This is a genomic window from Streptomyces sp. NPDC127106 (assembly GCF_042677605.1).
GTDB lineage: Bacteria > Actinomycetota > Actinomycetes > Streptomycetales > Streptomycetaceae > Streptomyces.
In genome coordinates, this window is the sequence record NZ_JBHXTC010000009.1 from 135,561 (window position 1) to 161,749 (window position 26,189).

The window sequence follows — 26,189 nt, forward strand, 5'->3', positions numbered from 1 at the left end:
CGTACCCCACCCTTCGAAAGCCCACCATGCTGCGAACAGCCCTGCGCAACGTCCTCGCGCACAAGGCCCGCCTGACCATGACCGTCCTCGCGGTCTGCCTCGGGGTCGCGTTCATCTCCGGCTCGCTCGTCTTCGCCGACTCCACCACCGCCGCCTACCGCGCCTCCTTCTCGAAGAACTACGCCGGCGTCGCGGTCACCGTGGACCCGACGTACCCACCGGGCACCCCCGCAGGCGAACGCACCACCGTCCTGGACGACGCGCTCGTGGCCCGGCTGGCCGCCGTACCCGGTGTCACCGCGGCCCGCCCCACCCTCGACGGCTCGGTCACGCTGGCCGCCAAGGACGGCTCCCCGATGCGCGCCGACAACGCGATGGGCAAACTGGCCGCCGCGTACGTCCCAGGCTCCGACGGCAAGGACAGCCGCTACCCGCTGACCGCCGGCCGCGCCCCGCGCACCGACGGCGAGGTGGCCCTGGACCGCGGCACGGCGGCGGCCGGCGCGTACGCCCTCGGCGACACCGTCACCCTGGCCACCGACGGTCCCGTCCTGCGGATGCGGCTGGTCGGCACCGTCTCCACCGACGACACCCGGGTCACCGCCGGCGGTACCCTCGCGGTGTTCGACAAGGCCACCGCACAGCGGCTGTTCGCCACTCCGGGCCGCTACACCGGGATCGACCTCTCCGCAGCGCCCGGCACCGACCCGTTCGAACTCGCCCAGCGCGTCGGCACACTGCTGCCGGCCGACCGTGCCGAGGCGACCACCGCGGCCGCGAAGGCCAACCAGCAGCAGGTCTTCATCGACACCAAGACCCGCAGCCACTCCCGGCTGCCCATGGTCTTCGCCGCGGTCTCGCTCTTCATCGGCTCGTTCCTCATCATCAACACCTTCACCATGCTCATCACACGGCGCTCCCGGGAGATCGCGCTGCTCCGGGCCATCGGCGCCAGCCGCCGCCAGGTCGTCGGCTCCGTGCTCGCCGAGGCAGCCCTGGTCGGCCTCGTCGCCTCCCTGCTCGGCTTCGTCCTCGGCCTCGGCGTCGCCACCGCCCTGCCCGGCCTGCTCGGCACGGCGGACGACCTGCTGCCGCGAGGGCCGCTGGTGATCGGCCCCGCCCCGGTGCTCGCCTCCCTCGCCGTCGGCGTCGGCGTCACCGTCCTCGCCGCGTGGCTGCCGTCCCGCCGCGCGGCCAGGATCGCGCCCGTCGAGGCGATGCGCACCACCGAACAGCCCCCGTCCGCGGCGCAGTCCCGGATCCGGGCCGCGGCCGGCGCGACCGTCCTCCTCACCGGCGCCGGCCTGCTGCTCTCGCTGAGCGACGCGAAGGACGCCTCGGACGCGAACCTGCGCACCGCGATGCTCGGCTGCGGCATCCTCGTGACCGGCCTGATCCTGCTGGCCCCGCTGCTCGCGGGACCGGTCATCCGGCTCCTCGGCCGGCTCACCTCCCGCCTCGGCGTCGCCGGCGACCTCGCGAAGGACAACGCCCTGCGGGATCCGCGCCGCACCGCCGCCACCGCCGTCGCCCTCATGATCAGCACCGCGTTGGTCTCCGGACTGGCCGTCATCGACCACTCCTCCAGCCGCGCCCTGGACGCCCAGGCCGCCGCCGGCCTGGGCGCCGACTACGTCATCAGCACCCGCAACTCCACCACTGCCGTCGACCCCGCCGCCCTGCAGCGCCTCGCCGCCGTTCCCGGCGTCGCCACCGTCTCCGCCGTCGCGGACTCCACCCTCTCCACGGGCGCGCTCGCCCGGGAGGTCTCCGGGGTCGACCCCAGAACCGTGGGGGAGGTCATGAAGCTGCGCTTCACCAGTGGCTCCGCCACCGACATCGGCCCGGGCCGGATCGCGGTGTCCAGCAGCTTCGCCCGCGAGAACCGCATCACCACCGGCGACCGCATCAACGCGAGCATCGGCCCCGGCCAGCAAGGCGGCGACCGCGACCGCCCCTACACCGTCACCGGCATCTACCGGGACAACCCCACCGCCCAGGACGTCCTCGCCTGGCGCGGCGACGTCCAGCACAACAGCCACCTGCGCGACTCCGTACAGCGCGTCCTCGTCCGCACCAAGGACGGCGCCGCCTCCGCGGACCTGGAGCAGCGGCTGCGTGCCGCCGTCGACCACAGCCCCCTGCTGAAGGTCCACAGCCGCGCCCAGCTCGTGCGCGAGCAGGCCGGCGTGGCCGGTGAACTGATCACCATGGTCTTCGGACTCCTCGCCATCGGCGTGGTCATCTCCGCACTCGGCATGGTCAACACGCTCGCCATGTCCGTCGCCGAACGCACCCGGGAGATCGGCGTCCTGCGCGCCATCGGCATGGACCGCGCCGGCATCCGCCGCATGATCCGCCTCGAATCCCTCGCCGTCGCCGCGTACGGCACCCTGCTGGGCCTGGCCGGCGGCCTGTTCGGGGCCTGGAAGGTCAGCGGCCTGGCCAACGGAGCCATCCCCCAGTACGCCTTCGTCGTTCCCTGGGGCACCCTCGCCCTCGTCGTCGCCCTCTCCCTCGCCGTGGGCGCCGCCGCGGCAGCCCTCCCGGCCCGCCGTGCCGCCGCCCTCGGCCCCCTGCAAGCCGTCGCCGACGCCTGACACAGCACGGCGCCGCCCCACCCGACGACCACGGCCCCGGGGGACCACTTCCCCCGGGGCCGTCCCCCTGCTCAGCAGTCGACCCGACTCCGGAACGCCTCCAGCGGCATTGTCCGCTCGGTCACCGGCACGCTGCTGGTCCGCCGGGCGCCGAAGGAGGCGTAGACGGTGCGCAGTTCGGTCGGAACCGTGAGCCGCTGCCGGCGCTGACCACCGCCCCCGCCCCGGCGCGCGTGGGGGCGGTGGTGGTGTCCGGGTCAGCCCGGTCAGGCCGGTCAGGCCGGACCCGGTCAGGCCAGGTGGTCGGCGACCAGTTCGGCGAAGGCCTCCGGGGTGAGGACCTCCACGCCGAGCTCGGCGGCCTTGACCGCCTTCGAGCTCGGCTTCCCGCTCGCCGACGGCGCGGCGACGAGGATGGCCGTCTTGGAGTTGACGCTGCTGCCCGCGCGCCCGCCGGCCCTCTCGATCAGCGCGTTCATCTCGGACCGGCCGTACGCCTCCAGCGGCCCGGCCATCTTGCCGGTGACCACGACGACCTTGCCGTCCAGTGGACGCTCGCCCTGCGCCGCCGCCGACGGCTCCTCGGGCTCGGCCATGTTGACGCCCGCCGCGATCAGCTTGTCGATGACCGGGGCCAGGGCGGCGACCTGCTCGACGATGACCGGGGCCTTCTCCGGGCCGATCCCCTCCACGTCCTGCATCGCGGCCGCGTCGGCCTGGCGGACCGCGTCCATCGTGCCGAAGTGCCGGGCGATGCGGCGGGACATGCTGCGCCCGGTGCCGAGCACGCCCAGGGCGCAGAAGACGCGGCTGAGGGGACGGGACGTGGCGGCGGCGATCTGTTCGGCGAGCTTGGCGCCCCGCTTGGCGCTGCCGGAAGCGGCCGTCAGCTGGTCGACGGTGAGGGTGAAGAGGTCGGCGACGTCGGTGACGGCGCCGGACTCGACCAGGGAGGCCACGTACGTCTTGCCGAGACCGTCGATGTCGAGCATCTCGCGCCCGGCGGCGTACTCGATCAGTGCCGGCAGTGCGCACGAGGTGCCCTTCGCGCAGCGCCACCGCTCCTGGGCCTTGTTGATCTCGCCGCCGCAGCGGGGGCAGGAATCGGGCAGCGGCACCTCCACCGCCCCGGCCGGGCGCAGCCGGACCACGGCGGCCTGGACGCGCGGGATGATGTCGCCGGCCTTGTACACGGTCACGGTGTCGCCGAGGTGGAGGTCGCGGCGGCGGATGTCGGCGGGGTTGTGCAGGGTGGCGCGGGTGACGGTGGTGCCGTCGATCTCGACCGGGGCGAGGACCGCGGTCGGGGCGAGGACCCCGGTCCGGCCGACCTCCCACACCACGTCCTCCAGCACGGTCTGCCGCTCGACCGCGGGCAGCTTGAACGCGACGGCCCAGTAGGGGAACCGCGTCCCGACCCCGATCGCCTCCTGCTCGGCGGTGTCGTTCAGCTTGACGACGACGCCGTCGATGCCGACCGGCAGGTCCGCGCGCAGGGCGGCGATCGCGTCGACCTGCTCCTGCGCCTCGGCGAGGTCGGCGACCACGCGCAGCCCGGCGGCGGAGTCGGCGGTCGTCTGCACCCCGGCGGCGGCCACGGCGGCCAGGGCCTCGGCGTGCGTGCCCCCGCCGGGCAGGAACGTTTCGCCGTCCAGTTCCACCGCACCGTACGCCCAGAACGTCATCCGCAGCCGGTACGGCCGGTCCTTCGCCCGCAGCGTGCCCGCCGTCCCGTTGCGCGGGTTGGCGAAGACCTGCGCGCCGTGGGCGGTGCGGACCTCGTTCGCCGTCTCGAACTGCTCCTGGGTGAAGGCCACCTCGCCGCGGACCTCGACCGTGGCCGCCTCGGCCAGTTGCTCGGGGAGCCCGTCGATCTGGCCGATGACGTGGCTGACGTCCTCGCCGTGGCTGCCGTCGCCACGGGTGATGATCTGGACGAGCCGCCCGCCGCGGTACCGGGCGGCCACGGCCGCGCCGTCGATCTTCGGCTCGACGGTGAACCCGCCCTCCGGGGCACGGCCCAGCCGGCGCTGGACGGAAGCGCCCCAGGCCACCAGGCCCTCGGCGTCGAAGACGTTGTCCAGGCTCAGCAGGCGGGTGGTGTGCGCGACGTCCCCGGCCGGGGCTGCGCCGTCGGCGACGAGGCCGGTGGGGGAGTCCGCGGCGACCTCGGCCGGGTGGTCCTGCTCCCAGGCGAGGACGGCCAGCCGGAGCCGGTCGTACGTGGCGTCGTCCAAGGCGCTGTCGCCGTCGCCGTAGTACGCCTGCGAAGCCTCCCGCAGCCGCCGCAGCGCGGCCTCGTACTCGGTGCGGTCGGACATGCGGAACAGCGCCTCATCGGCGGTGAGAATCGTCATGAGGGTGATCCTCTCGCGAGGGTCTGACAATCGGCCCCGACCGCAGCGGTCGGCCGGCGGAACCCCGCACCACGACGCCGGTCGGCGGGGCCGCCGTGTCGGTCGGCCGGAGCCGTCCTGCCCGTTGGCGCGGCCGGCCACAGGGTCGCAACAGGCGGGCCGCATGCCCGCGCCGGCCGTCTCAGCAGTGGTTGACGGCCACGGGGCGGTTCTCGTAGGGGCCGTATCCCGCGAAGGTGGCGGTCGCGCCGGCGGCGACCTGCCGGCAGGTCGAGCTGCTGCCGTCCCGGTAGAGCACCTGGAGGCCGTAGGTGTGGCCGCAGCCGTTGAAGACGGGGGTGTAGCGCCAGGTTTCGGACCACGTGATGCAGGTCGGGGCGATCCCGGAGGCCGGTGTGTCGGGGGTGACCCGGAAGGTGTCCCGGGTGGTGACGGGCGCGCCGGACCGGGGCTGCATGAGGCGGTTCGCGCCCTCCTCCCAGGTGAGCGTCCCGTCGGTCTTCTTCACCAGGTACTTGTACTCGACCGGTGAGTCGGAAGGTATGGAGGCCTCCGCGGCCCATACGGGGTAGCCGTGCGCGTCGAGCGGCACCGCATGGGACGGATCCCACGAGCCCAGCGCCGGAACGCTGCCGACGGCGAAGACCTGGTCGCCCCACTGGGTGGTGGCCGTGACCTGGAACCGGACCGGTGGACTCGACGGAGTGTCCGCGGCGGCGGACGGTGCAACCGCCCAGGTGAGGAGCAGGGCCGCCAGTGCCGCCGTGGTGCCGCCGGCGCGCCTGATCTTCTTTCCGTGCACGGGTGTTGGTCCCTTCGTGGGAGGCGGGAAGCGCTCGCAGACTATCCGTCTCTGCAAGAACTTGCAGCAATTTGCAGAAAGGCTTGATGCGGTCCCTCTGAACGGGGCGGGCTCCGCTCGGGCTCGGGCCTGAGGCCTGCTGCCTGTTACGTTGACGGCTTCTTTGTTTCTTCTGGGGTTTCGGGTGGGGGAGTGCGGGCGATGCGGCGCGGGCTGGTGCGGGCGGTCACGGGGGTTGTCGGGGCGGGGATCCTGGTGGTGGGAGGAACGGCCTGCGGGTCGTCCACGTCGGAGAAGGCCGCCGGTGGCGGGGACGAGCAGCCTGCGCAGGCCGCCGCCACCGGAACGCCGAGCCCGGCCGCCGGTGCCGGCGCAGCCGCCGGCGCCGGAGTCAAGGCGGCCGGATCCGTCGGCGGCGACGGAACCCCCTGCCGACTGCCCGTCTCCTTCGATCTCGTGCAGGACTGGAAGCCGAAGGCCGTCACACACGCCGAAGACGACGAGTTCGCCGCGCTGTTCAAGCAGGGCGGGATGACCCTGGCCTGCGAGATCGACGCCAAGCCAGCGGGGAACTTCGGCTTCCTGCGCGTCTGGGTGGCCGACAAGCCGGCCGGACCGGGGGACGCCCGCAAGGTGCTGGAGTCGTTCATGGCCGGCGAGAAGACCAAGGGCACTCCCGCCTATGCCGAGGTCCGAGCCGGTACGGGCGGTGCTGCGCTACCGGCGGTCGAGGCCGCGTACGAGACGGCACCGCTCGACGAGGCCAAGAAGGAGAGCGCCTTCGCCGTCGTCACCCCGGACGGTGCGGCCGTCGTCGTCCACCTGGGCGGCCTGGACAGCGCCGAACACGAGGCGATGCGGCCCGCCTACCGGTTGGCCCAGCAGTCCCTGAAGCCGGGCAGTTAGCCGTACGCCGCCTCTGGCGCCGACACAGCACGCGGCACACCGACGGGAGTTGCCGGGACCGCCGCAGTGAGTGCGGTATACGTCCTCCTCGGGCGCACCCGATGCCCGCGAAGGGAGTGGTTGCGGTGGAGCGGACGACCTGCTGCGTGGTGGGGGGCGGCCCCGCCGGCGTGGTGCTGGCACTGCTGCTAGCCCGGGCCGGGATCGAGGTCACGGTGCTGGAGAAACACGGCGACTTCCTGCGGGACTTCCGCGGTGACACCGTCCACCCCTCGTCCTTGTCGCTGCTGGACGACATCGGCCTCGCCGAACGGTTCGCCCGGCTCCCGCAGCGCCGCGTCAACTCGGTGCAACTGCCCATCGGGCCGGACGGGGCCCTCGTCACCGTCGGGAACCTCGGGGCGCTGCACGGGAAGTACAACTACATCGCGATGGTGCCCCAGTGGGACCTGCTCGACCTCCTCGCGGACGAGGCGCGCCGGGAGCCGTCCTTCCGGCTGCGGATGGACACCGAGGCGACGTCCTTCCTCATCGAACGCGGACGGGTGAACGGGGTGCGCTACCGCACCGCGGACGGCCGCACCGGCGAGCTCCGGGCCACCCTGACCGTCGCCTGCGACGGTCGCGGATCGCTCGCCCGTACGCTGCCCGAACTCGGTCTCGAAGGCTTCCCGTGCCCCATGGACGCCTGGTGGTTCCGGCTGCCGCGGCGCGACGACGACCCCAGCGGGCTCGTCGGAGGCGCGGGGGACCGGTTCTTCACCGCCCTGATCGACCGCGGCGACTACTGGCAATGCGCCGGCCTCATCCCGAAGGGGGCCGACGCAGCGCTCCGCGCCGAGGGCCTCGAAGCGTTCACGGCCCGGTTCGCGGCCGCCGTCCCCTGGCTCGCGGACCGGGCCGACAGCCTCACGTCCTGGGACGAGGTGAAGCTGCTCGACGTACGGCTCGACCGGCTGCGCCGCTGGCACCGCCCCGGGCTGCTGTGCATCGGCGACGCCGCCCACGCGATGTCACCGGTCTTCGGCATCGGCATCAACCTCGCCGTGCAGGACGCGGTGGCCGCGGCCCGCTACCTGGTGGGCCCGCTGCGCGAGGGCACCGTGGGGCTGCGGGACGTACGCCGGGTGCAGCGCCGCCGCTGGCCCACCACCGTGGCGACCCAGGGCCTGCAGCGGCTCGCCCACGCCCAGGTCATCGAGCCGCTGCTGGCAGGCCGCCCCGCGTTCGGTGATCCGGAGCGCGTGAAGCGGCTGACGGAGCTCGTCACCGATTCGCGCTGGCTGAACCGGGTCCCGGCCTATTTCGTCGCCTACGGTGCCCTGCGCGAGCGACCCCCGCGGGAATCGCTGCGCTGAACGGGCCCGCCGCCGCGGCCGAAGGTCAGGAGGTGCGCTTCAGGGTCCAGGTGTTGGCGTTGAAGCTGGGGACCGCGGAGTAGCGGCAGCCGCTCGAGTAGTAGCTGCTGACGATGGTCCAGCCGGCCGGAGGCCACGTGGAGGCGCAGGCGTTGACCTGGGTGCCCACCGGGTACCCGGTCAGGTCCTTGATCTGCTTGGTGTTCGGGGTGAAGCCGGAGCCGCAGCCGGCGCTGTTCCACCACTGGACGTCCACCCAGCCGCTCGGCGTGAGGGCGTTGGCGCACATGTTCTGGGTGGTGCCGGGTGCGGCGCTGGCCGGCGTCGCGGCGACCGCGAGGGCGGTGAACGCCATGGTGGCGAGAGCGGCGAAACGGGTGCGGATCACGGGGGTTTCCTTTCGGGCGTGCTGGAAGCTCCGCCGACCGTCGGCGGGCCGTGCCCAGGCGCCGCCCCATTGCTATCCGACCGCGCTCGATCGCAGACAGTCATTTTTTGGGCACAACAGTGCGACTGTTTACGGCCGTTGGTGTCCCTTCCGGCCCAGGTCAGGCGCCCGATCACGGCGCGGGGCCGGGCGCTCGCCGACCGGGCCCCGAGCCTGCACGCCGAGCCCGCGGCGGCACTCCAGGACGCACGGCAGGCCGGCGCAGGCCCGCCGCCGGTGTCTTCGGCCGTGCCGGACGGGATCGTCGGGTCCGGACCGGCATAGTGGTGCGGTGACCAGTGAACGCGACGACGCAAGCGGCGGCCCCACCACCGACGGCACCTCCCCGCGACCGGACGGGGCCGGTGACGAAGAAGCACAGGTCATCGTCGTCGGGGCCGGACCGGCCGGATCCGCCGCCGCGGCGCACCTGGCACGGGCGGGCGTGGACGTCCTGCTGCTGGAGAAGAGCGGCTTCCCCCGCGAGAAGGTGTGCGGCGACGGACTGACCCCGCGCGGCGTGCGCCAGTTGGTACGGATGGGCATCGACATCAACGCACCGGGCTGGATGCGCAACAAGGGGATGCGCTGGGTGTGCGAGGGCCGCGCGGTGGAGCTGGACTGGCCGCGGCTCGGCAGCCACCCGGACTTCGGGCTCACCCGCAGCCGCTACGACTTCGACGAACTCCTCGCCACCCACGCCCGCGCCGCCGGAGCCCGGCTGCGGACGCAGGTGAAGGTGACGGCCCCGCTGTGCGACCGGGCGGGGAACCTCACGGGCGTGTCCGCCGCACGCGGCCCGGGCAGGGAACCCGTGCGGTACCGGGCGCCGCTCGTCGTCGCGGCCGACGGCGCCTCCGCGCGCACCGCGCTCGCCCTGGGCCTGGAGCGGGACACCGCCCTGCCCGTGGCGACGGCAGCCCGCCGCTACTACCGCAGCGAGGCCCGCACCCACGACCCGTACCTGGAGCTGTGGGCCGACCTGCGCTGCCCGGGCACCGGACTCGACCTGCCCGGATACGGCTGGGTGTTCCCGCTCGGCGACGGCCGCATCAACATCGGCCTCGGCGCCCTGCCGCGCCGGGGCCGCCGGACCGTGGACCTCAGGGCGGCCCTGGAACACTGGCTGCCGCGCCTGCCCGCGCACTGGGGGGTGGGCGAGGAGACCGCCGAGTCGCCGCTGCGCAGTGCACCCCTGCCGATGGGCCTGAACCGGCGCCCCCAGTACCGGAGGGGCCTGCTGCTGGTCGGCGACAGTGCCGGAATGGTCAGCCCCTGGAGCGGCGAGGGCGTCGCCCAGGCGATGGAAGCGGGCGAGGTGGCCGCGGAGACCATCGCCCTGGCTCTGGCCCGGCCGGCCGGCGCACGGCGGGAACACGCGCTGCACCAGTACCCGGCGGAGATCCGCCGCCGCTGGGGGCGCTACTACCGGCTGGGCACCCTCGCCGGTGACCTCGTCCTCGCCCGCTACGGGTACCGGCCGCTGCTCCACCCGCGGGTCATGGCCTCGCCGCCGCTCCTGCGCGCCCTGGCCCGGCTGCTCACCCACGCCGCCGACGAACCCGCCCGGGACGGCATCGACGCCGTCGTCCACGCGCTCCTGCGCGCCGTCCCCGCACCGCGGCGCTGATCCGCGCCGGCCGGGTCCAGCGGCGTCACCCACCCCAAGGGGTGGCAACTGCTCGCAGCGAGGTGCCCATAGGGTCGGATTAGCTCGATCGTGTGATGGTCGGCTTCCGGGGCTTGCGGTGCGCTGGGCTGTCCGATGTAGCGTGATCGTGCGATCTGGGACGCCGGGTACGGCGCCAGTTGCGAGCCCCTGCTCCACCGGAGTGATGGTTCAGGGCCTCCCCGTCGCCTCTGGCCGTGCCCATATGGTCAGGTCGCGCAGGGAACCGGCCTCCCGGGCCCGGACCACGCACACGAATGCGTGTCGCCGCCCCGGGGTCGAGTACGCCGGGGACCAGTGCGCTCAAGACCGTTCGGGGCGTGCGGCTGATCAGGCTCACTCCTGCTCAGTCATCAGGAACGGTGATCCCCCAGCGCATTGTGTGGTGGCCACCCGGTTCCAGGGCCACCACCGAGGTCCCGCTCGCGAACGCGTTGGGCGGGCACGACATCGGCTCGACGGCGACCGCGCGGCGCCGCTGCGCCTCCGGCAGCGTGTCGCCGGTGTAGACCTGGAGGTACTCCGTTCCTTCGCCGAGCCAGAGGTCCGTGCCGTACTCCCCGGAGGGGTGGGCGAGGCGGACCACCGCACGCCCCTGAGCATCCCGGTGGAGCGACCCGAACGGCGTGTCCAGCATCGTGCCGCCGATGGCCCGCGCCGTGCGGAAGTCGCAGGGCGTGCCTGACACCGACTCCTCCGCCACTGGAAGCCCCGACCCGTCGGTGCACAGCCAGGTCTGCGCCGGGACGGTCAGCAGTGCCTCGTCCACCGTCGCGGTGCCCACCGTCAGGTACGGATGCTGGCCGATCCCGTACGGGGCCACGCCCACGCCCCGGTTCCAGGCGGTCACGGCCACCTCCAGGCCGGCGTCGCCCAGGTCGTACTCCGCCCGGACCAGGAGGTGGAACGGGTAGCCCGGCCGGGGCCAGACGGTGGCTCGGAACACGGCCCGGCGCCCGTCCGCCTCGGTCACCTGCCACGAGGTCCAGCGCAGCAGCCCGTGGATGGCGTTGCCCTGCTCCGGCTCGGTCAGGGGCAGTTGCAGGTCCTCGCCGCGCCGGCACCGTCGTGACGTTCGGTTGCACCGGTTCCAGTGGTTCCACCGTTCCACCGGTTCCACGGCGCTGGCGCGCCGTGCAGGGGCAGCCGGGCGGAAGACGGCAGCACCCGCCGGGCCCGGCGTCCGGCCCGGCGGGCCGGTGCCGCGCCCCCGGCTTAGGCTGGTCGGGGGAGCTGATCCGGGTGACGGCGCATGCCGGAAGGGACACCCCGATGGACGAGTACCCGCTGATCGAGAACCACGGCCTGATAGGCGACCTGCAAACCGCGGCCCTGGTGACCGCCGACGGATCGGTCGACTGGTTCTGCTGCCCGCGCTTCGACTCGCCCAGCCTCTTCGGAGCCCTGCTGGACAAGGGCAGGGGCGGGCACTGCACGGTCCGGCCGGCCCACGCGACGTACGCGACCAAGCAGCTGTACCTTCCCGACACCGCGGTCCTGGTGACCCGGTTCATGACCGAGGCCGGCGCCGGCGAGGTGGTCGACTTCATGCCGCTCACCGGCACCGCGGCCACGGACCGCCACCGCCTGGTCCGCATGGTCCGCTGCGTACGCGGCAGCATGACCTTCGAGGTCGACATCGCGCCGCGCTTCGACTACGGGCGCAAACCGCACGAACTGCACGTCACGGAGAACGGAGCCGTGTTCGCCTCGGACGGTCGGGCCCTGACCGTGCACACGGTCCGCGAGCCGGACGACGAGCGGCTGGTGCACTCCCTCACCGGCGACTACGACCTGCACCTCACGCTGAGCCTGCAGGCGGGCCAGCAGCGCGGACTGGTCCTGGAATCCGCCGCCGACGGTCCGCCCCGGCAGATGCGCCTGGCCGAGTACGAGCAGCTCTTCCGCGACACCATCCGCTACTGGCGGTCCTGGCTGGCCAGGTCCCGCTATACGGGCCGCTGGCGGGAGGCCGTCGAGCGGTCTGCCGTGACCCTGAAGCTCATGACCTACGCCCCCACCGGCGCGGTCGTCGCCGCCCCCACCACCGCACTGCCCGAGCAACTGGGGGGCGAACGCAACTGGGACTACCGGTTCACGTGGATCCGTGACGCCTCCTTCTCCGTGTACGCCCTGCTGGGCATGGGGTTCACGGAAGAGGCCAAGGCGTTCATCGGATGGCTCGACGACCGCATCAAGGAACGGGCCGGCGGCGAAGGGGACTCCGGGCCGCTGAACATCATGTACGCGGTCGACGGCTCCTCCGACCTGAAGGAGGAGAGCCTGGAGCACTGGGAGGGCTACGAGCGGTCCGCCCCCGTGCGCATCGGGAACGGCGCCGCCACCCAGATCCAGATGGACATCTACGGCGAGGCGATGGACAGCATCTCCTTCGCCCACGGTCACGGCATCCACCTCGGGTACCGGGGTTGGACCGGGCTGCTGCGCGTCCTGGACTGGCTGGCCGACCACTGGGACCAGGCGGGCGAGGGCCTGTGGGAGACCCGCGGCGGGCGCCAGCACTTCACGTACGGCCGGGTGATGTCCTGGGTGGCGTTCGACCGCGCGCTGCGACTCGCGCAGGACACCGGCCGCCCGTCCGCGGCACAGCGCTGGAGCAGCACCCGGGACGCGATCTACGAGCAGGTCATGGCGCGCGGGTGGAACGAGGCGCGCGGGGCGTTCGTCCAGCACTACGGCAGCGACGTCCTCGACTCGTCGCTGCTGCGCATGCCGACGGTCGGCTTCGTCACCCCGGAGGACCCGATGTGGGCCTCCACGCTGGACGCGGTCGAGCACGAGCTGGTCACCGACAGCCTGGTGTACCGGTACAACCCGGAGGCGTCGCCCGACGGACTGCGCGGCTCCGAGGGCACCTTCTCGCTGTGCACCTTCATGTACGTCGACGCCCTCGCGCGCGCCGGGCGGATCGACCAGGCCCGCCTGGTCCTGGAGAAGATGCTGGGCTACGCCAACCACCTCGGCCTGTACTCGGAGGAGATCGACCTGACCGGACGCCAACTGGGCAACTTCCCGCAGGCGTTCACCCACCTGGCCCTCATCGATGCGGCGATCACCCTCGACGCGGCACTCAACCGGGCCTCGGGGCACGGGTAGTCAGCGGAGCCCGAGCCCCCCGGCGGGGTCCGCCGTTCCGGCCGGCACCGGGCCGAGGAGCACGAGCGTGTCGCCTTCCGCGGGGGTGGCGCCGCGGGCCCCGGTGACCGGCTCCAGCAGCCCGTTGCGCCGCACCGTGAACCGACCAGCAGGGGCCGGGTTCCCGCGGGCCGGACGACGCCCAGCCCGGCGGCCACGGGCCGGGCGGTGAGGGCGTAGACCAGGACGGTTCCGACGATCACCAGGAAGGTGATCGGCAGGATCTCGTCCGCTCCGGCCAGCCCGTCGTCGACGAGGGTGGCGGAGAACGTCGTGGCGGTGGAGGCGGCGACGATGCCGCGGGGCGCCATCCAGCCGATGAACGCCCGTTCCCCGGAGCCGAGCTGCGTGCGGGCCGTCGCCAGGAGTGCCACCAGCGGGCGCACGACGAGCACGAGCGCGGTGACGAGGACCAGCGAGGGCAGGAGCACGGGTGCCACGGCCTTCGGGGCGCCTGGGAGCGGACGATGACGTGGAAGACGACGGCCCCCAGGATGCCGCCGATCGGGTCGATCAGGGAGCCCTCCCACACCAGGATCCTGCGCACCCGGTCGGTCGGCCGGACGTGGTCGAGCAGCGGGCCGACCACGGTGGGCCCGGACACGACCAGGATCACGCCGATCACCACCGCCACCGTGAGCGGAACGTCGAACAGGGCCGCGACCAGCCCCAGGCAGGCAGCCCAGGTGATCGGGACCCCCGGCACGATCAGCCGTACCACGACCGTCCGCGGCTCGCCGCCCAACTGGTGGCGGTGCAGGCCCAGCCCCGCGTCGTAGAGGATGACGGCGACGGCCAAGGACACCAGCGGCGTGAAGTCGGGTGCCAGCTGGCGGGATGGATGACGTCGGTCAGCGCCCCGGCGGGTCAGCCCCGGCTCTCCGGACCGCCGCCCCGCCGCAGGTCGGCATCGGTGAGGGGCTCCAGCGTCCCGCGCGTGTCGAGCCGGTACAGCAGCACCACCGCGGGGAAGACCAGCGCCACGGCCACGAGGGTCACGATGACCAGCCAGTGCAGGGTGGCCGGAGCCCCCGCCGCCTCGGCCACCGTCAGCGAGCCCGGGATCAGGTAGGGGAGCTGCGCCATGCCCCAGGCGATGACCGCCGAGGCGACGACGCCGACGGCCGAGACCCGCGACCACGCCCCGGAGGTGCGCAGCAGCAGCCACGCCGTCACCAGTGCTGCCACCGCCGACACGAGGACGAAGAACAGTCCGGCGCCGTGGGTGAGGCCGTGCCACACGTGCGGGGCGTCGCCGCGGGTGACGAACAGGGTGGCCGTCGCCAGCCCGGCCAGGCCGACGAGCGCGGCCACGGCCCGCCACCGGAAGTAGGCGTGCAGGTCCGGGGCTTCGAAGCGCAGCGCGTCCGCAGCCAGGAACACGGCCCCCAGCAGTGCCGTGGCGAGGACGGCGAGGAGGCCGAAGAGCACGGACGTGGGGTTGGACCAGGCGTGCGCCGACGGCTCGGTGCCCGGCGCCACCCGGCCGGAGGCGATCCCGCCCGCGGCAGCCCCCAGGAAGAACGGCGTGAGCAGCGAGGAGATCGCGAACACGGCCCCGTAGACGCGCCGTCCGGCGAGCCTGCGGGTGGGCTTGCGCAGAGCGAAGCCGGCGCCGCGCAGCACGATGCCGACGGCCGCGAGGGCCAGCGGCAGCCACATCGACGAGAACACCGTCTGGAAGAACACGGGGAACCCGGTCCACATGATGACGAAGACGAAGATGAGCCAGACGTTGTTGACCTCCCAGACGGGCGCCATGGCGTGGTCGATCAGCCACCGCGGGCGCTTCCCGCGCTCCGCCCCGCCCGCGGTCAGGTCCCAGAAGCCCGCACCGTAGTCCGTACCGCCCGCGCAGGCGTACGCGGCGACCGCGAGCAGCAGGACGACCGCCACCACATCGGCGGTCACCGACTGCCTTCCTCGGTCGGTCCCGGGCCGTCGTCGCCGCCGCCGTCGCCGCGGCGGGGGGCGGGGGCGGCGCCGGCCGGCACCGCGGAGCGGGGGCCGTACGGGGTGTCCGTCTCCGGTGTCTCCATCGTTCCTTCCTCACTGCGCCGTTCGTCGTCCAGCCGCCATCGGGTGCGCATCTTCAGGAGCACGACCAGGAAGGAGCCGAAGATGAACACGTACACCACGACCACCAGCCCGAACATGGTCCACAAGGCGCCGGAACGGGTCGCGGTCACCGCTTCGGCGACCTTCATGTTCTGGTAGACGATCCACGGCTGCCGGCCCACCTCGGTGGCGATCCAGCCGCACTCGACGGCGATGACGCTGGCCACGCCGGCGCAGGCGGCGCTTCGGTAGAACCACGGCGAGTCCGGCAGCCGGCGGCGGCGCAGCCAGACGATCCCGTACCAGAGGGCGAGCAGCACGAGCACGCTGCCGATGCCCACCATGGTGTCGAAAGCCCAGTGGGTGATGGTGGCCTGAGTCGCGTTCGGCCGATGGTCGGCCGGTACGGACGTCAGGCCCGTCACCTTGGTGTCGGGGCTGAAGCCGGCGAGGATGGAGTCCAGCTGCGGGATCTTGATGCCGCCGGAGATGCTCCCGTCGGGGTGGAGGCGGCCGAAGAGGTATTCCGGCACATGGGTGTCGGTGTTCCAGACGATCTCCATCGCGGCGAACTTCACCGGCTGCTTGCGGAACACGGCGCGGGCGATGGCGTCGCCCAGCATGAACTGGATCGGTGTGAAGACGGCCGCGACCGTGAACGGAACGGTGAAGCCGAGGCGGTGGTAGTGGTCGCGGCGCCCGCGCAGCCAGCCGACGGCGTACACCCCGGCCACCACGTACCCGGCGGTGAGCAGCATCGCCACGACGAAGTGCCAGTACTCCGGCCCGAACATCGGAGTGAAGATCGCCTTGCGGACGTCCACGTCGACGGGATTGCCCTCGGAGTCCAAGGTGAAGCCCTGCGGGGTGTTCATCCAGGAGTTGGCCGCCAGGATGCCGAAGGCGCCGAGCAGGGCGGTGGCCGGCAGGGGCAGCCCGAGCAGGAAGTGCGTACGGGCGGGCAGCCTGCGCCAGCCGTACAGGTAGACGGCGATGAGGACGGCCTCCAGGAAGAAGGCCCAGGCCTCGATGCCGAAGCCGAGCCCGAAGACGTCGCCCCACCTGCCCATCAGCCCCGGCCACAGCAGGCCGAATTCGAAGGACAGGACGGTGCCGGTGACGACGCCGATCGCGAACTGCACGGCCATCACCGCCGACCAGCGCCGCGCCAGCAGCAGGGCGGTCGCATCGCCGCGGCGCAGCCCGTAGCCGTGCATGATCAGGGTGATGAGCGGCAGTGCCACGCCCATCGGCACCAGGATGATGTGCGAGGCGAGGGTGAAGGCCATGAGCGATCTGGCCGGAAGCATCTGGGGCGGGGCTTCCGCCAGCAGGTGGAGCGTGGTGTGCACGGATGTCTCCCCCGGGGGCCGAGGCGGGTGGGGTCAGCCGCCGGTGGCGAAGCCCGGGAAGAGGGTCATCCCCCCGTCGACGTACAGGGTGGCTCCCACGACGTAGTCCATGAGGTCGGAGGCGAGGCCGACGGCCGCGTTCGCGATGTCCTCCGGGTCGCCGACGCGGCCGTACGGGATCAGTGTCAGCAGGTCCTGCTCGGCCTGGGGGGTGTCCCAGGCGTCGCGGTTGATGGGCGTGCGGATGGCGCCGGGGGCGATCGCGTTCACACGGATCTTCTGCGGGGCGAGCTCCTGCGCCAGGGTCTCCATCATCATCTGCACGCCGCCCTTGGAGGAGGCGTAGTTCACGTGCCCGGCCCAGGGGATGACCTGGTGCACCGAGCTCATGCAGATGATCTTGCCGGCGGCGCGGGAGACCTCCGGAACGACCCCGCGCCGCAGGAACTCCTTCGTCGCCTCCCGGGCGCACAGGAACTGCCCGGTCAGGTTGACGTCGATGACCTTCTGCCACTGGGCGAGGGTCATCTCGGTGAAGGCGGCGTCCCGCTGGAGTCCCGCGTTCGCGACGAGGATGTCGATCGTCCCGAACTCCTCGACCATGCGCTCGGTCATGGCGACGACCTGGCCCTCGTCGGACACGTCCGCCTCGTACGCCGCCGCGCGCACCCCGAACGAGGCGATCTCCTCGACGACCTTCTCGGCCTCCTCGCGGCCGGCCACGTAGTTCACGACCACGTCGGCCCCGGCCCGGCCCAGGCCGATGGCCGTGGCCTTGCCGATCCCGGAGTTGGCGCCGGTCACCAGCGCCTTTTGGCCCCGGAGCAGGTGCGCGGGGATCCCGCCCCCGGGTACGCCCTCGGTGGAACTCACGACAGACTGCCTCCTCCACAGCGCGGCCCGCACGGTCCGGGCGGTCCGGGCGGGGTCACCCGGGCGGGTCCGGGCAGTCACACAACCACCGCGGCCGGGGCGCGGCGGCGCGCGGCGAACCGTGTCGCACCACCCGACTGAGGTTCTTCGCCCGGTCGGCGGTGTCCCGCCGGGTGTCAGCCCATCCGCTCGAGGAGGTGGTCACCCACCCGCAGGGCGTTCGCGATGGCGGTCAGGGAGGGGTTGACCGCGCCGATGCTCGGGAAGAAGCTCGTGTCCACCACGTACAGGTTGTCCAGGTCGTGGGCCTTGCAGTAGACGTCCAGGGCCGAGGAGGCGGGGTCGGTGCCGAAGCGGACCGTCCCGGCCTGGTGGGCGGTGGCGCCGATCGGCATGCCCTTGTGCAGGTAGATGCTGTGGTCCAGCAGGTGGTGCTCGTGCATGCCCAGGTGCCCGAGCATGTGTTGCAGCTTGTGCCGCAGCCGGTCCAGCCCGGCCGTGTTGTTGGTCTCGTCGAGCGCGAGGTGGATGCGGCCCTCGCCGTCCAGGGTGACGCGGCTGTCGGGCAGCGGCAGGTCCTCCCCGCACAGCCAGAAGTCGACGGCGTGGTGGGCCATGACCTCGAGCGGCATGTTCGGTGTCACCGCCCCGGCCCAGCGCGGGGCCTCGCCGTGGATCTGCTCGGCGTCCGACTTGCCGAGCATCTGGATCCCGCCGAGCGGGTAGTCCCAGTCGTCCGCGCCGAGGTACCAGTCGTGCAGGGCGAGGGTCTTCTGGAACTGCGTGTCGTTCGGCTCCTTCGAGACGGCCATCAGGGCCGCGTTGTTGTGGCGCATGTAGAAGCGGCCGACCACGTCCGAGCTGTTGGCCAGGCCGTGCGGATGCCGGTCGTTCGCGGAGGCGAGCAGCAGCACGGCCGAGTTGACCGCCCCGCAGGAGACGACCACGATGTCCGCTGCGTACCGGGCCTCCCCGCCCCCGGCGAGCCGGGCGACGACCGCGTTCACGGTCCGCCCCGTCGCATCGGTTTCGAGCCGGACCACGTGCGCGCCCGTGACCATCTCGACGTTCGGGTGCTGCAGGGCCGGCTCCACGCAGATCACCTGCGCGTCGGACTTGGCGCGGACCAGGCAGGGGAAGCCGTCGACCCGGTTGCACCGGATGCAGACGCTGGACGGGGTCGCCCGCCCCTGCCCGTCCTGGGACAGGTCGACCCCGATGGGCAGGTGGAAGGGGTGCAGGCCCTGCTTCTCCAGGTCGTCGCTCAACTGTTGGATGCGCGGCTCGTGTTCCACGGGCGGATAGGCGTACTGCGCGCCGGCCGGCCCCTCCCAGGGGTCCTCGCCGTGCCGGCCGTGGACCAGATAGAGGTGTTCCGCTTCGGTGTAGTACGGCTCCAGGTCCTCGTAACGGATCGGCCAGGCGGGCGAGACCCCGTCGTGGTGGCGCAGTTCGCCGAAGTCCTGCGGGCGCAACCGGAACAGCGCCGCGCCGTAGAACTTGGTGTTGCCGCCCACGTAGTAGTTGACCTCGGGCGGGAACTCGCGGCCGTGCTTGTCGAGCCAGAACTCCGGTGCGCGGTACTTCCCCTTGACGAACACGGCGGTGGAGTCCCAGTTGTCGCGTTCGCGCGGGAGGTAGTCTCCGCGTTCGAGGAGCAGCACGCGTTTGCCGGAAGGGGCGAGCCGCTGGGCGAGCGTGCCGCCGCCCGCGCCGGTTCCGATGATGATGGCGTCGTAGTGGGGGGTGTCGCTCACGGCGACCACCGTCCGTCCTCGGTCTGTGGTTCGCGCCCTCACCGGGGCCTGTCCGTCGCGGCGGGATCCCTCTTCGAACGTATACGCCCCCCGCCGGTGCGGCACCTGGAACGGCCGGTGCCGGGTGCCGGGTGTCGGGGTGTCGGGGTGTCGGGGTGTCGGGGTGTCGGGGTGTCGGGGTGGCCGTGCGGTCACAGGACGGCGATCGGGTTCACGGGGGAGCCGGTGGCGGCCGGCAGCCGCAGCGGCGCCACCGTGCACAGGAAGTGCCAGCGTCCGAGCTCTGCGCACAGGTGCGCCAGCTCCTCCACGTCCAGGTAGTCCAGCAGGTGCACGCCCAGGGCGTGCATCGCCAGGACATGCACGGGGAAGGCGACGCCGGCCACCGGGCTCGGGGCGGTGTCGTTGTTGCCGTCCGAACCGAGGACGGCGACGTGCCGGTCGGCCAGGAACCGCACCGCCTCCGGGTGCAGGCCCGCCCTGGCGTGGGCCACGTCCCACGGGCCGCACTCGCGGCGCCGCCGCCAGTGCCCGACGCGTACGAACAGCAGGTCGCCGGGGCCGGTACGGACGCCTTGGGCCTCCTCGGCGGCGGTGAGGTCCTCGACGCCGACGCAGTCACCGGGTTCGAGCCAGGGCAGCCCGCGCAGCCGGGGGACGTCCAGGAGGACGCCGCGGCCGACGATGCCGCCCCGGACCAGGTCGAGCGTGATCCCGCGGGCGCCGCCCGCGCGCAGGGCCGTCTCCGGGGTGCCGCCGTAGAGCTCGCCGTCGAAGACGACGTGGCACAGGGCGTCGAGATGGGTGTGGGCGTCCCCGTGCACGTTCATGGCGAAGCGGTCCAGGGCGAAGTGCAGCCCCGGGGACCCGGTCTCCTGGTCGGACGGCGCCGTCAGTACGTAGTCGGCGGGCTGCGGATCGTCCGGACCGGGCCGCGTCTCGACGGGCGCTGCCAGCGACACGGTGCGCCCGTGGCGGACCTCGGCCGCGGCCGCCGCCACCCGCTCGGGAGTCAGGTGGGCGAGGGCCCCGCGGCGGCGCTCCTCGCCGGTCCGCGCGTGGTGGCGCAGGTGCACGTAGAGGGCACGGAAGGCCTCTTCCGTCATGGGGTGGTGCGGGGCGGCGGGCTTCCCGGAGGTCCTGTCATCCGTCACGCCGGGTCCTCCTGCTGTGAGTCCGTGTTGCTCTGCGTTGCTCTGCGCCCGCCGAAGGCCCTGCCTCCACTGTCCGGCGCCGCCGTGGCCCGTGCATCCCGGACGGGACGCGTCGTTCCTGCGCCGTCATTCCTGCGCGGTCGGCCGCCAGCCGGGTTCGAGGCGGTCGAGGAGGAGGCGGAAGGCCTCGGCCGGCCGGGCCCGCCGCCTCGTGACCGGCCGCCTGCGCGTCTGGGGTCTGGACGATCTCGCCGACACCGCAGAGCTCCTGGTCAGCGAACTCGTCACCAACGCCCTGCGGCACGCGCGGGGTCCCGTCCGGCTCAACCTCAGGGCGACCGACGACCGGCTGCTGTGCGAGGTGGAGGACGCCTGCGACGCCGACCCCGTACGTCGCACCGCACCCCTGGGAGCGGAGGGCGGCCGCGGCATCGAACTCCTCGACCTGCTCGGCGAGGCCTGGGGCAGCTACCGCACGGCCACGGGCAAGACCACCTGGTTCGAACTGTCCGCGGTCCCGCCCCGCACGCCCTCGTAGGGGTCTTCCGCTCGGGCCCCTGTACCTGGGTACACCCCCGCTCGGCACCCAGGCGCAGGGGCCGCGGCCCTGCCGCGCGGCATCGTCGGTGTCATGCGAATGACACCTGTGGACATCAGGCTGACGGCCTCGTTCCTGGCCGTCGCCTTCCTGGCGGCCGGCCTGCTGGGCGCCGCCCAGCCCGCAACACGGATACCCCCCGAGGTCATCCAGCTGACGCAGTTCGGACCCGCCCTGGGGGTGGGCGTCGCCGCCCTGCTGTGGCCGGGGCGGGTACGGGCGCTGCTCGCCGGCGGCGCCGCCCGCAGCGGCAGCCGCGGAGCCCTCCTGATCCTGACCGCACCGCTCGTCGTCGCGTGCGCCGCCGCCGCGTACGCGGTACTCGGCGGGGACGGACGGCCGATCTCCCCGAACGCCCCGTTCGCGCTGATCGCCGCGGCGCAGCTGCTCGGCGCCTGCGCCGAGGAGATCGGCTGGCGCTGCCTCCTGCAACCGTTGCTGCGCCCCCGCTTCGGTCCGCTGGGGGCCTCGGCGGCGGTCGGTGCGGTCTGGGGCGTCTGGCATGTCCAGGTCTTCGCACAACACCCGCTCTACGCCGCGGCGTTCCTGACGATGGCGGTGTCCCTGTCGGTCGTGATGGGCTGGGCGCTCGACGGGACGGGGGCGTCCCGGCTGCTGCTCGCGGGAGGATTCCACGCCCTGATCAACATCGGCATGCTGCTCTTCATGGACGAGGAGTCCGGCACCGTGACCCCCATGCTGCTGTTCGGCCTGTCCTGCCTGACGGCAGCGGCCCTGTGGACATGGGTGAGCACGCCCCGGGGGCGGGCTGCGCCCTCGGCTCCGGCGCCGGATAGGCTCACCGCGATCATGGAAGATGTCCGGTAACCCCCGCCCGGTTCGCGCCCCGGCCCGCGCCCGCCTCACCCGCACCCCCCTCGCCCTCGGCCGTTGCCAGCTGGCGAGCCTGCACGCGCTCGCCGTGTCGGCGGCCGGCTCCCTGGTGGTGCTCGCCGTGCTCCTCCTCCCGGTCGGCATCGGCTTCCGGCTGCTCCCGCCCGCGGCGCGGGCCCTGCGCGCGCTGTCCGACCGCTCCCGCTCCAGGGCCGCGGCCTGGACGGGCGTCCGGATCAGCCCGCCCGAACCGCTGCCCGCCGGCGAGCGTGACGCGACCCCCCGCGAACGGTCGCGCCGGATCCTCGCCGACGACGGCTTCTGGCGCGACCTGGCGTGGGCATGGCTGGAGCCGGTGACCGGAGGCCTCCTGGTCGCCGTCCCGCTCGCCCTGGCCTGGTACGGGGCGTTCGGCGCGCTGGTGCAGCCGTTCATCTGGCGGAGCATCAACGACGGCAACTGGTACGCCTTCGTTCCCGTGCACACCACCGCCACCATGCTCGCCGCGTTGGTACTGGGGCTCTCCTTCGTCGCCGGCGGCCTGTACGCGGCCCCCGCCGTGCTCCGGTTGCACGCCCGCCTGAGCCGACGGCTGCTCTCCGCCCCGCGCAGCACCGAGCTGACCCGGCGGATCGTGCGGCTCACCGACACCCGGAGCCGGGCCCTCGACACCCTGGCCGCCGAACTGCAGCGCATCGAACGGGACCTGCACGACGGCGCACAGGCCCGCTTGGTCGCCACGGGCATGATCCTGGACCGGGCCACCCGCCTGCTGGAGACCGACCCGGCGGCGGCGCGCGACCTCCTGCGGGACGCCCGCCGCACCTCGGCACGGGCCCTACAGGACCTCCGCGACCTGGTCCACGGCATCCACCCGCCGGTCCTCGCCGACCGCGGCCTCGGCGACGCCGTCCGCTCGCTGGCCCTCGACAGCTTCCTCGACGTCCACGTCGAGGCGCGGCTGCCGGGCCGGCTCCAGGCCCCCGTCGAATCCGCGGCCTACTTCGCCGTGAGCGAGGTGCTGACGAACGCGACGAAGCACTCCGGAGCCCGTGAAGTCCGCCTGGCCCTCACGTACGACGACGGCCTGCTGCGCATCGCCGTGACCGACGACGGACACGGCGGCGCCGACCCGTCCCGCGGCACCGGACTGGCGGGCGTACGGCAGCGGTTGGATACCTTCGACGGGACCCTCGCCCTGCACAGCCCGCAGGGCGGACCGACCACCGTGACGATGGAGATACCGTGCGCGTTGTCCTCGCCGAAGACCTCTTCCTCCTGAGGGACGGGCTGACCCGCACCCTTCGGGAGCACGGCTGCGAGGTCGTGGCAGTGGACAACGGCCCGTCCCTCCGTCGTGCGCTGCTCGCCGACGGGGACGGGGCACCCGATGTCGCGGTGGTCGACGTGCGGTTGCCGCCGACCTTCACCGACGAGGGCCTCCAGGCGGCCCTGGACGCCCGCCGCCGCAAGCCCGGCCTGCCGGTCCTCGTCCTCTCCCAGTACGTGGAGCAGCTGTACGCCCACGAGCTGCTGGCCGGGGGAGAGGGCGCCGTCGGATACCTGCTCAAGGACCGGGTGACCAACACCGAGCAGTTCATCGACGCCGTCCGCCGCGTCGCCGGCGGCGGCACGGTGATGGACCCCCAGGTCATCTCCCGCCTGCTGGCGCGCGGCGACGCCCGCGGAACGATCGACAGCCTGACGCCGCGCGAGCGCGACGTCCTGGAACTGATGGCGGAGGGCAGGTCGAACGCGGCGATCGCGAGCGGCCTGCACATCAGCGAGAGCGCCGTCGCCAAGCACACCGCCGGCATCTTCGCCAAGCTGGGGATCAGCGCGTCGGCGGACGACAACCGCCGGGTCCTGGCCGTCCTGGCCTACCTCAAGCGCTGACCACGGCCGCGCCCGGCCGGAACGTCAGTCGCCGCCGTACGGTGTGGGGCGCACCTCGAACCCTCCGGACGTCTCCGGCCCGGCCGCAGGCTCCTCGTACACCTCGACACCCAGGACCGCGGCCGCCGGCGGCCCCGCGTGCACCCAGCGGACCATCCGGGCGACCGCCTCCTCGTCCCCCTCGAACTCCGCCTCGACCTCGCCGCCGGGCAGGTTGCGCACCCACCCGGTCACCCCCTGTTCCAGGGCGGCGCTCCGGCAGCTGTCGCGGAAGAACACCCCCTGGACCCGCCCCGACACGATCACACGCTTCCGCACCATGCCCCGACCCTGCCCCCTCCCCGCCACCGCCCGGCCGCGCAACGCACGGGGACACGCAGACCGCCCCCGTTCGGGGGAGCGGGCGCCGAGCCGGGGGAGCGGGGGCGGCAGCGTCAGCAGCGCACGCCGACGACGCCCCGGCCCGGCGGTGCCCCGCCGCTCCGCCTCCGTGACCACCTCTCGGCGATGCGTGGGCCCAGGGAGCTACCGGGGCTAATCGCAGTGCACCGGGCTTCAGCCCGGTGGTGAAGCGATTCTGAGAAGTGCTCTGACCCGCGCTGTGCGCACGGGTCTGCATTGTGACCTCAGCTCAGACGGGCCGGTTCTGCTGCTCGATGTACTGCTTCACGATCGACAGCGGGGCCCCGCCTACTGAGCCTGCGAACTACGAGCCGGACCACAGCCGCTGTGCGCGCCAGTAGTGCTGGACGAGGTCGGGGAACTCCTGGCCGAGGCGGCGGGAGCTGACCCCCTTGAGGCTGTTGACCAGCTTGGACAGGGCGACCTTGGGCGGGAAGTTCACCAGCAGGTGGACGTGGTTGTTCTCGCCGTTGAACTCGGCCAGGTCGCATTCGAAGTCCTCGCAAACGGCGCGCATGATCTCCTCCATGCGTGTCAGGTGGGCGTCCTTGAAGACCTTGTGTCGGTACTTCGTCACGAAAACCAAGTGCGCCTGAAGGGCGAAAGTGCAGTGACGACCAGTACGAATGTTCTGATACTCAGCCATAAACCACCTTTAGTACGGTGATCGGCATGCAGCTCCGGTACAGCTTCCGTCTGTACCCGAACGGTCCTCAGCGCTCCGCGCTGGCGAGGGCGTTCGGGTGCGCCCGCGTCATGTTCAACGACGCGTTGCGCGCTCGTGAGACCGCCCGCGCCGCCGGCGTGGCGTTCCCGAAGGCCGGAGACCTGTCCAAGCTGCTGATCACCGAGGCGAAGAAGACCGGAGAGCGCGTCTGGCTCGGCGACGTGTCCGCCGTGGTGCTGCAACAGTCGCTGCGGGACCTGGATGCCGCGTACCGGAACTTCTTCGACGGCCTCAAGGGCAAGCGCCCGCGCATGGGCGCGCCCCGGTTCAAGTCCCGCAAGGACAACCGGCAGGCCGTACGGTTCACCGCCAACGCACGCTGGAAGATCACGACCGGCGGGGACCTGTCCCTCCCGAAGATCGGAGACGTGCGGGTCAAGTGGTCCCGCTCGCTGCCCTCGGTTCCGTCCACGGTGACCGTGGTCAAGGACGCCGCCGGCAGGTACTTCGCCTCGTTCGTGGTGGAGACCGAGCCGGATGAGACGCTGCCCGGGACGGACGCCGTGGTCGGTATCGATCTCGGCCTGACCCACTTCGCGGTCCTCTCGGACGGCGCGAAGATCGAATCCCCGCGCTTCCTGCGCCGGGCGGAGAAGAAGCTCAAGCGGGAACAGCGCCGCCTGTCCCGCAAGGCCAATGGCTCCAACAACCGCGCCAAGGCGCGCATCAAGGTCGCCCGTGCTCATGCGCAGGTGGCCGACGCACGGCGCGAGTTCCACCACCAGCTCTCAACGAAGATCATCCGCGAGAACCAAGCGGTTGCTGTTGAGGACCTGGCGGTCAAGGGACTCGCCCGCACGCGCCTGGCCAAGTCCGTGCACGACGCCGGCTGGTCCGCGTTCGTCGCGATGCTGGAGTACAAGGCAGCCCGGTACGGCCGCACCTTCCACCGCATCGGACGGTTCGAGCCGACCTCTCAGGTCTGCTCGGCCTGCGGCGTCAAGGACGGCCCCAAGCCCCTGCACGTCCGAGAGTGGACCTGCGGGGCCTGCGGGACGGTCCTCGACCGGGACATCAACGCGGCGGTCAACGTCGCCAAGGCCGCCGGACTGGCGGTGCCAGCCTGTCGAGCGCAGGTAAGACCGGTACTCGTACCGGCACAGCGCGTTGAAGCAGGAACCCACCGAGACGGTCAGACGACCGTGGCAGGAATCCCCGCCCTTTAGGGCAAGGCCGTGAAGTTAAGCGTGTTTGTGCTGGTGGGACGGTGGCGTTGGTGATGGCCTGACGCAGGAAGCGGAGCCCCGGTAGAACTGACAGTCG

Annotated in this window: 21 protein-coding genes and 2 pseudogenes; 10 read left to right on the forward strand and 13 right to left on the reverse strand. The window is 72.7% G+C overall.

Annotated features, from left to right (window positions below):
• Positions 1–26 precede the first annotated feature (26 nt).
• A complete protein-coding gene (locus ACFVGY_RS12110; RefSeq protein WP_385674863.1) occupies positions 27–2,600 on the forward strand; it encodes an ABC transporter permease in 2,574 nt (857 codons plus the stop codon).
• 290 nt (positions 2,601–2,890) lie between these two features.
• Here the strand turns inward: ACFVGY_RS12110 and ligA are convergent, their stop codons facing one another.
• Together ligA and ACFVGY_RS12120 are read right to left on the reverse strand one after the other, a co-directional pair.
• Positions 2,891–4,957 (reverse strand): NAD-dependent DNA ligase LigA, encoded by a 2,067-nt coding sequence (ligA, locus tag ACFVGY_RS12115; RefSeq protein ID WP_385674866.1) that lies wholly within the window; start codon positions 4,955–4,957, stop codon positions 2,891–2,893.
• 181 nt (positions 4,958–5,138) lie between these two features.
• Positions 5,139–5,759 (reverse strand): carbohydrate-binding module family 20 domain-containing protein, encoded by a 621-nt coding sequence (locus tag ACFVGY_RS12120; RefSeq protein WP_385674869.1) that lies wholly within the window; start codon positions 5,757–5,759, stop codon positions 5,139–5,141.
• Positions 5,760–5,960: 201 nt separating this feature from the next.
• Here ACFVGY_RS12120 and ACFVGY_RS12125 point away from each other — a divergent pair, with 201 nt between their 5' ends.
• The gene (locus ACFVGY_RS12125) at positions 5,961–6,665 is read left to right on the forward strand and encodes a lipoprotein (protein WP_385674872.1); all 705 of its coding nucleotides are present in this window, start codon (positions 5,961–5,963) and stop codon (positions 6,663–6,665) included.
• Between the two features lie 125 nt (positions 6,666–6,790).
• The gene (locus tag ACFVGY_RS12130) at positions 6,791–8,023 is read left to right on the forward strand and encodes an FAD-dependent oxidoreductase (protein ID WP_385674874.1); all 1,233 of its coding nucleotides are present in this window, start codon (positions 6,791–6,793) and stop codon (positions 8,021–8,023) included.
• Between the two features lie 25 nt (positions 8,024–8,048).
• Here ACFVGY_RS12130 and ACFVGY_RS12135 read toward each other — a convergent pair whose 3' ends face one another.
• Positions 8,049–8,411 carry a hypothetical protein gene (locus tag ACFVGY_RS12135; protein WP_385674878.1) on the reverse strand — a complete coding sequence of 121 codons (363 nt, stop codon included), beginning with the start codon at positions 8,409–8,411 and terminating at the stop codon, positions 8,049–8,051.
• 331 nt (positions 8,412–8,742) lie between these two features.
• Between ACFVGY_RS12135 and ACFVGY_RS12140 the strand changes: the two genes are divergently transcribed.
• Positions 8,743–10,080, forward strand: a complete 1,338-nt coding sequence (locus ACFVGY_RS12140; RefSeq protein ID WP_385674881.1) for a geranylgeranyl reductase family protein — start codon at positions 8,743–8,745, stop codon at positions 10,078–10,080.
• A gap of 385 nt (positions 10,081–10,465) precedes the next feature.
• On the opposite strand, the gene ACFVGY_RS12145 is transcribed toward ACFVGY_RS12140, so the two are convergent.
• A complete protein-coding gene (locus ACFVGY_RS12145; RefSeq protein ID WP_385674884.1) occupies positions 10,466–11,230 on the reverse strand; it encodes an aldose epimerase in 765 nt (254 codons plus the stop codon).
• A 161-nt stretch (positions 11,231–11,391) separates the two neighbouring features.
• Here ACFVGY_RS12145 and ACFVGY_RS12150 point away from each other — a divergent pair, with 161 nt between their 5' ends.
• Positions 11,392–13,236 (forward strand): glycoside hydrolase family 15 protein, encoded by a 1,845-nt coding sequence (locus ACFVGY_RS12150; RefSeq protein ID WP_385674886.1) that lies wholly within the window; start codon positions 11,392–11,394, stop codon positions 13,234–13,236.
• Here ACFVGY_RS12150 and ACFVGY_RS12155 read toward each other — a convergent pair whose 3' ends face one another.
• From ACFVGY_RS12155 to ACFVGY_RS12185, 7 genes and pseudogenes are all read right to left on the reverse strand, one after another.
• Entirely contained in the window at positions 13,237–13,371 is a 135-nt protein-coding gene (locus ACFVGY_RS12155; RefSeq protein WP_385674947.1) for a hypothetical protein, read from the reverse strand.
• 5 nt (positions 13,372–13,376) lie between these two features.
• A pseudogene (locus tag ACFVGY_RS12160) lies at positions 13,377–14,116 on the reverse strand (cation:proton antiporter); the annotation flags it as partial.
• 26 nt (positions 14,117–14,142) lie between these two features.
• The gene (locus ACFVGY_RS12165) at positions 14,143–15,186 is read right to left on the reverse strand and encodes a cytochrome d ubiquinol oxidase subunit II (protein WP_385674889.1); all 1,044 of its coding nucleotides are present in this window, start codon (positions 15,184–15,186) and stop codon (positions 14,143–14,145) included.
• On the reverse strand, positions 15,183–16,643 hold the full coding sequence (locus ACFVGY_RS12170; protein ID WP_385674938.1) for a cytochrome ubiquinol oxidase subunit I: 1,461 nt from the start codon (positions 16,641–16,643) through the stop codon (positions 15,183–15,185). The genes ACFVGY_RS12165 and ACFVGY_RS12170 overlap by 4 nt, the downstream gene beginning before the upstream one ends.
• A gap of 75 nt (positions 16,644–16,718) precedes the next feature.
• Complete coding sequence (locus ACFVGY_RS12175; protein WP_385674941.1) at positions 16,719–17,513, reverse strand: SDR family oxidoreductase; 795 nt, start codon at positions 17,511–17,513, stop codon at positions 16,719–16,721.
• Between the two features lie 221 nt (positions 17,514–17,734).
• On the reverse strand, positions 17,735–19,315 hold the full coding sequence (locus tag ACFVGY_RS12180) for a GMC oxidoreductase (protein ID WP_385674891.1): 1,581 nt from the start codon (positions 19,313–19,315) through the stop codon (positions 17,735–17,737).
• Between the two features lie 191 nt (positions 19,316–19,506).
• A complete protein-coding gene (locus ACFVGY_RS12185) occupies positions 19,507–20,421 on the reverse strand; it encodes a cyclase family protein (RefSeq protein ID WP_385674944.1) in 915 nt (304 codons plus the stop codon).
• 85 nt (positions 20,422–20,506) lie between these two features.
• Here ACFVGY_RS12185 and ACFVGY_RS12190 point away from each other — a divergent pair, with 85 nt between their 5' ends.
• The 4 genes from ACFVGY_RS12190 to ACFVGY_RS12205 all read left to right on the forward strand — a co-directional run bounded on the left by ACFVGY_RS12190 (position 20,507) and on the right by ACFVGY_RS12205 (position 23,797).
• Positions 20,507–21,007, forward strand: a complete 501-nt coding sequence (locus ACFVGY_RS12190) for an ATP-binding protein (protein ID WP_385674894.1) — start codon at positions 20,507–20,509, stop codon at positions 21,005–21,007.
• A gap of 93 nt (positions 21,008–21,100) precedes the next feature.
• A complete protein-coding gene (locus ACFVGY_RS12195; protein ID WP_385674897.1) occupies positions 21,101–21,895 on the forward strand; it encodes a CPBP family intramembrane glutamic endopeptidase in 795 nt (264 codons plus the stop codon).
• Positions 21,885–23,183: a sensor histidine kinase gene (locus ACFVGY_RS12200; RefSeq protein WP_385674900.1), complete on the forward strand. Its 1,299-nt coding sequence runs from the start codon at positions 21,885–21,887 to the stop codon at positions 23,181–23,183. Before ACFVGY_RS12195 ends, ACFVGY_RS12200 begins: the two co-directional genes overlap by 11 nt.
• Positions 23,147–23,797 carry a LuxR C-terminal-related transcriptional regulator gene (locus tag ACFVGY_RS12205; protein ID WP_385674903.1) on the forward strand — a complete coding sequence of 217 codons (651 nt, stop codon included), beginning with the start codon at positions 23,147–23,149 and terminating at the stop codon, positions 23,795–23,797. The genes ACFVGY_RS12200 and ACFVGY_RS12205 overlap by 37 nt, the downstream gene beginning before the upstream one ends.
• A gap of 24 nt (positions 23,798–23,821) precedes the next feature.
• On the opposite strand, the gene ACFVGY_RS12210 is transcribed toward ACFVGY_RS12205, so the two are convergent.
• Together ACFVGY_RS12210 and tnpA are read right to left on the reverse strand one after the other, a co-directional pair.
• Positions 23,822–24,118: an acylphosphatase gene (locus ACFVGY_RS12210; RefSeq protein ID WP_385674906.1), complete on the reverse strand. Its 297-nt coding sequence runs from the start codon at positions 24,116–24,118 to the stop codon at positions 23,822–23,824.
• 310 nt (positions 24,119–24,428) lie between these two features.
• Positions 24,429–24,845, reverse strand: a pseudogene (tnpA, locus tag ACFVGY_RS12215) (IS200/IS605 family transposase).
• Positions 24,846–24,871: 26 nt separating this feature from the next.
• Between tnpA and ACFVGY_RS12220 the strand changes: the two are divergent.
• Positions 24,872–26,092 carry an RNA-guided endonuclease InsQ/TnpB family protein gene (locus ACFVGY_RS12220; protein WP_385674909.1) on the forward strand — a complete coding sequence of 407 codons (1,221 nt, stop codon included), beginning with the start codon at positions 24,872–24,874 and terminating at the stop codon, positions 26,090–26,092.
• Positions 26,093–26,189 lie beyond the last annotated feature (97 nt).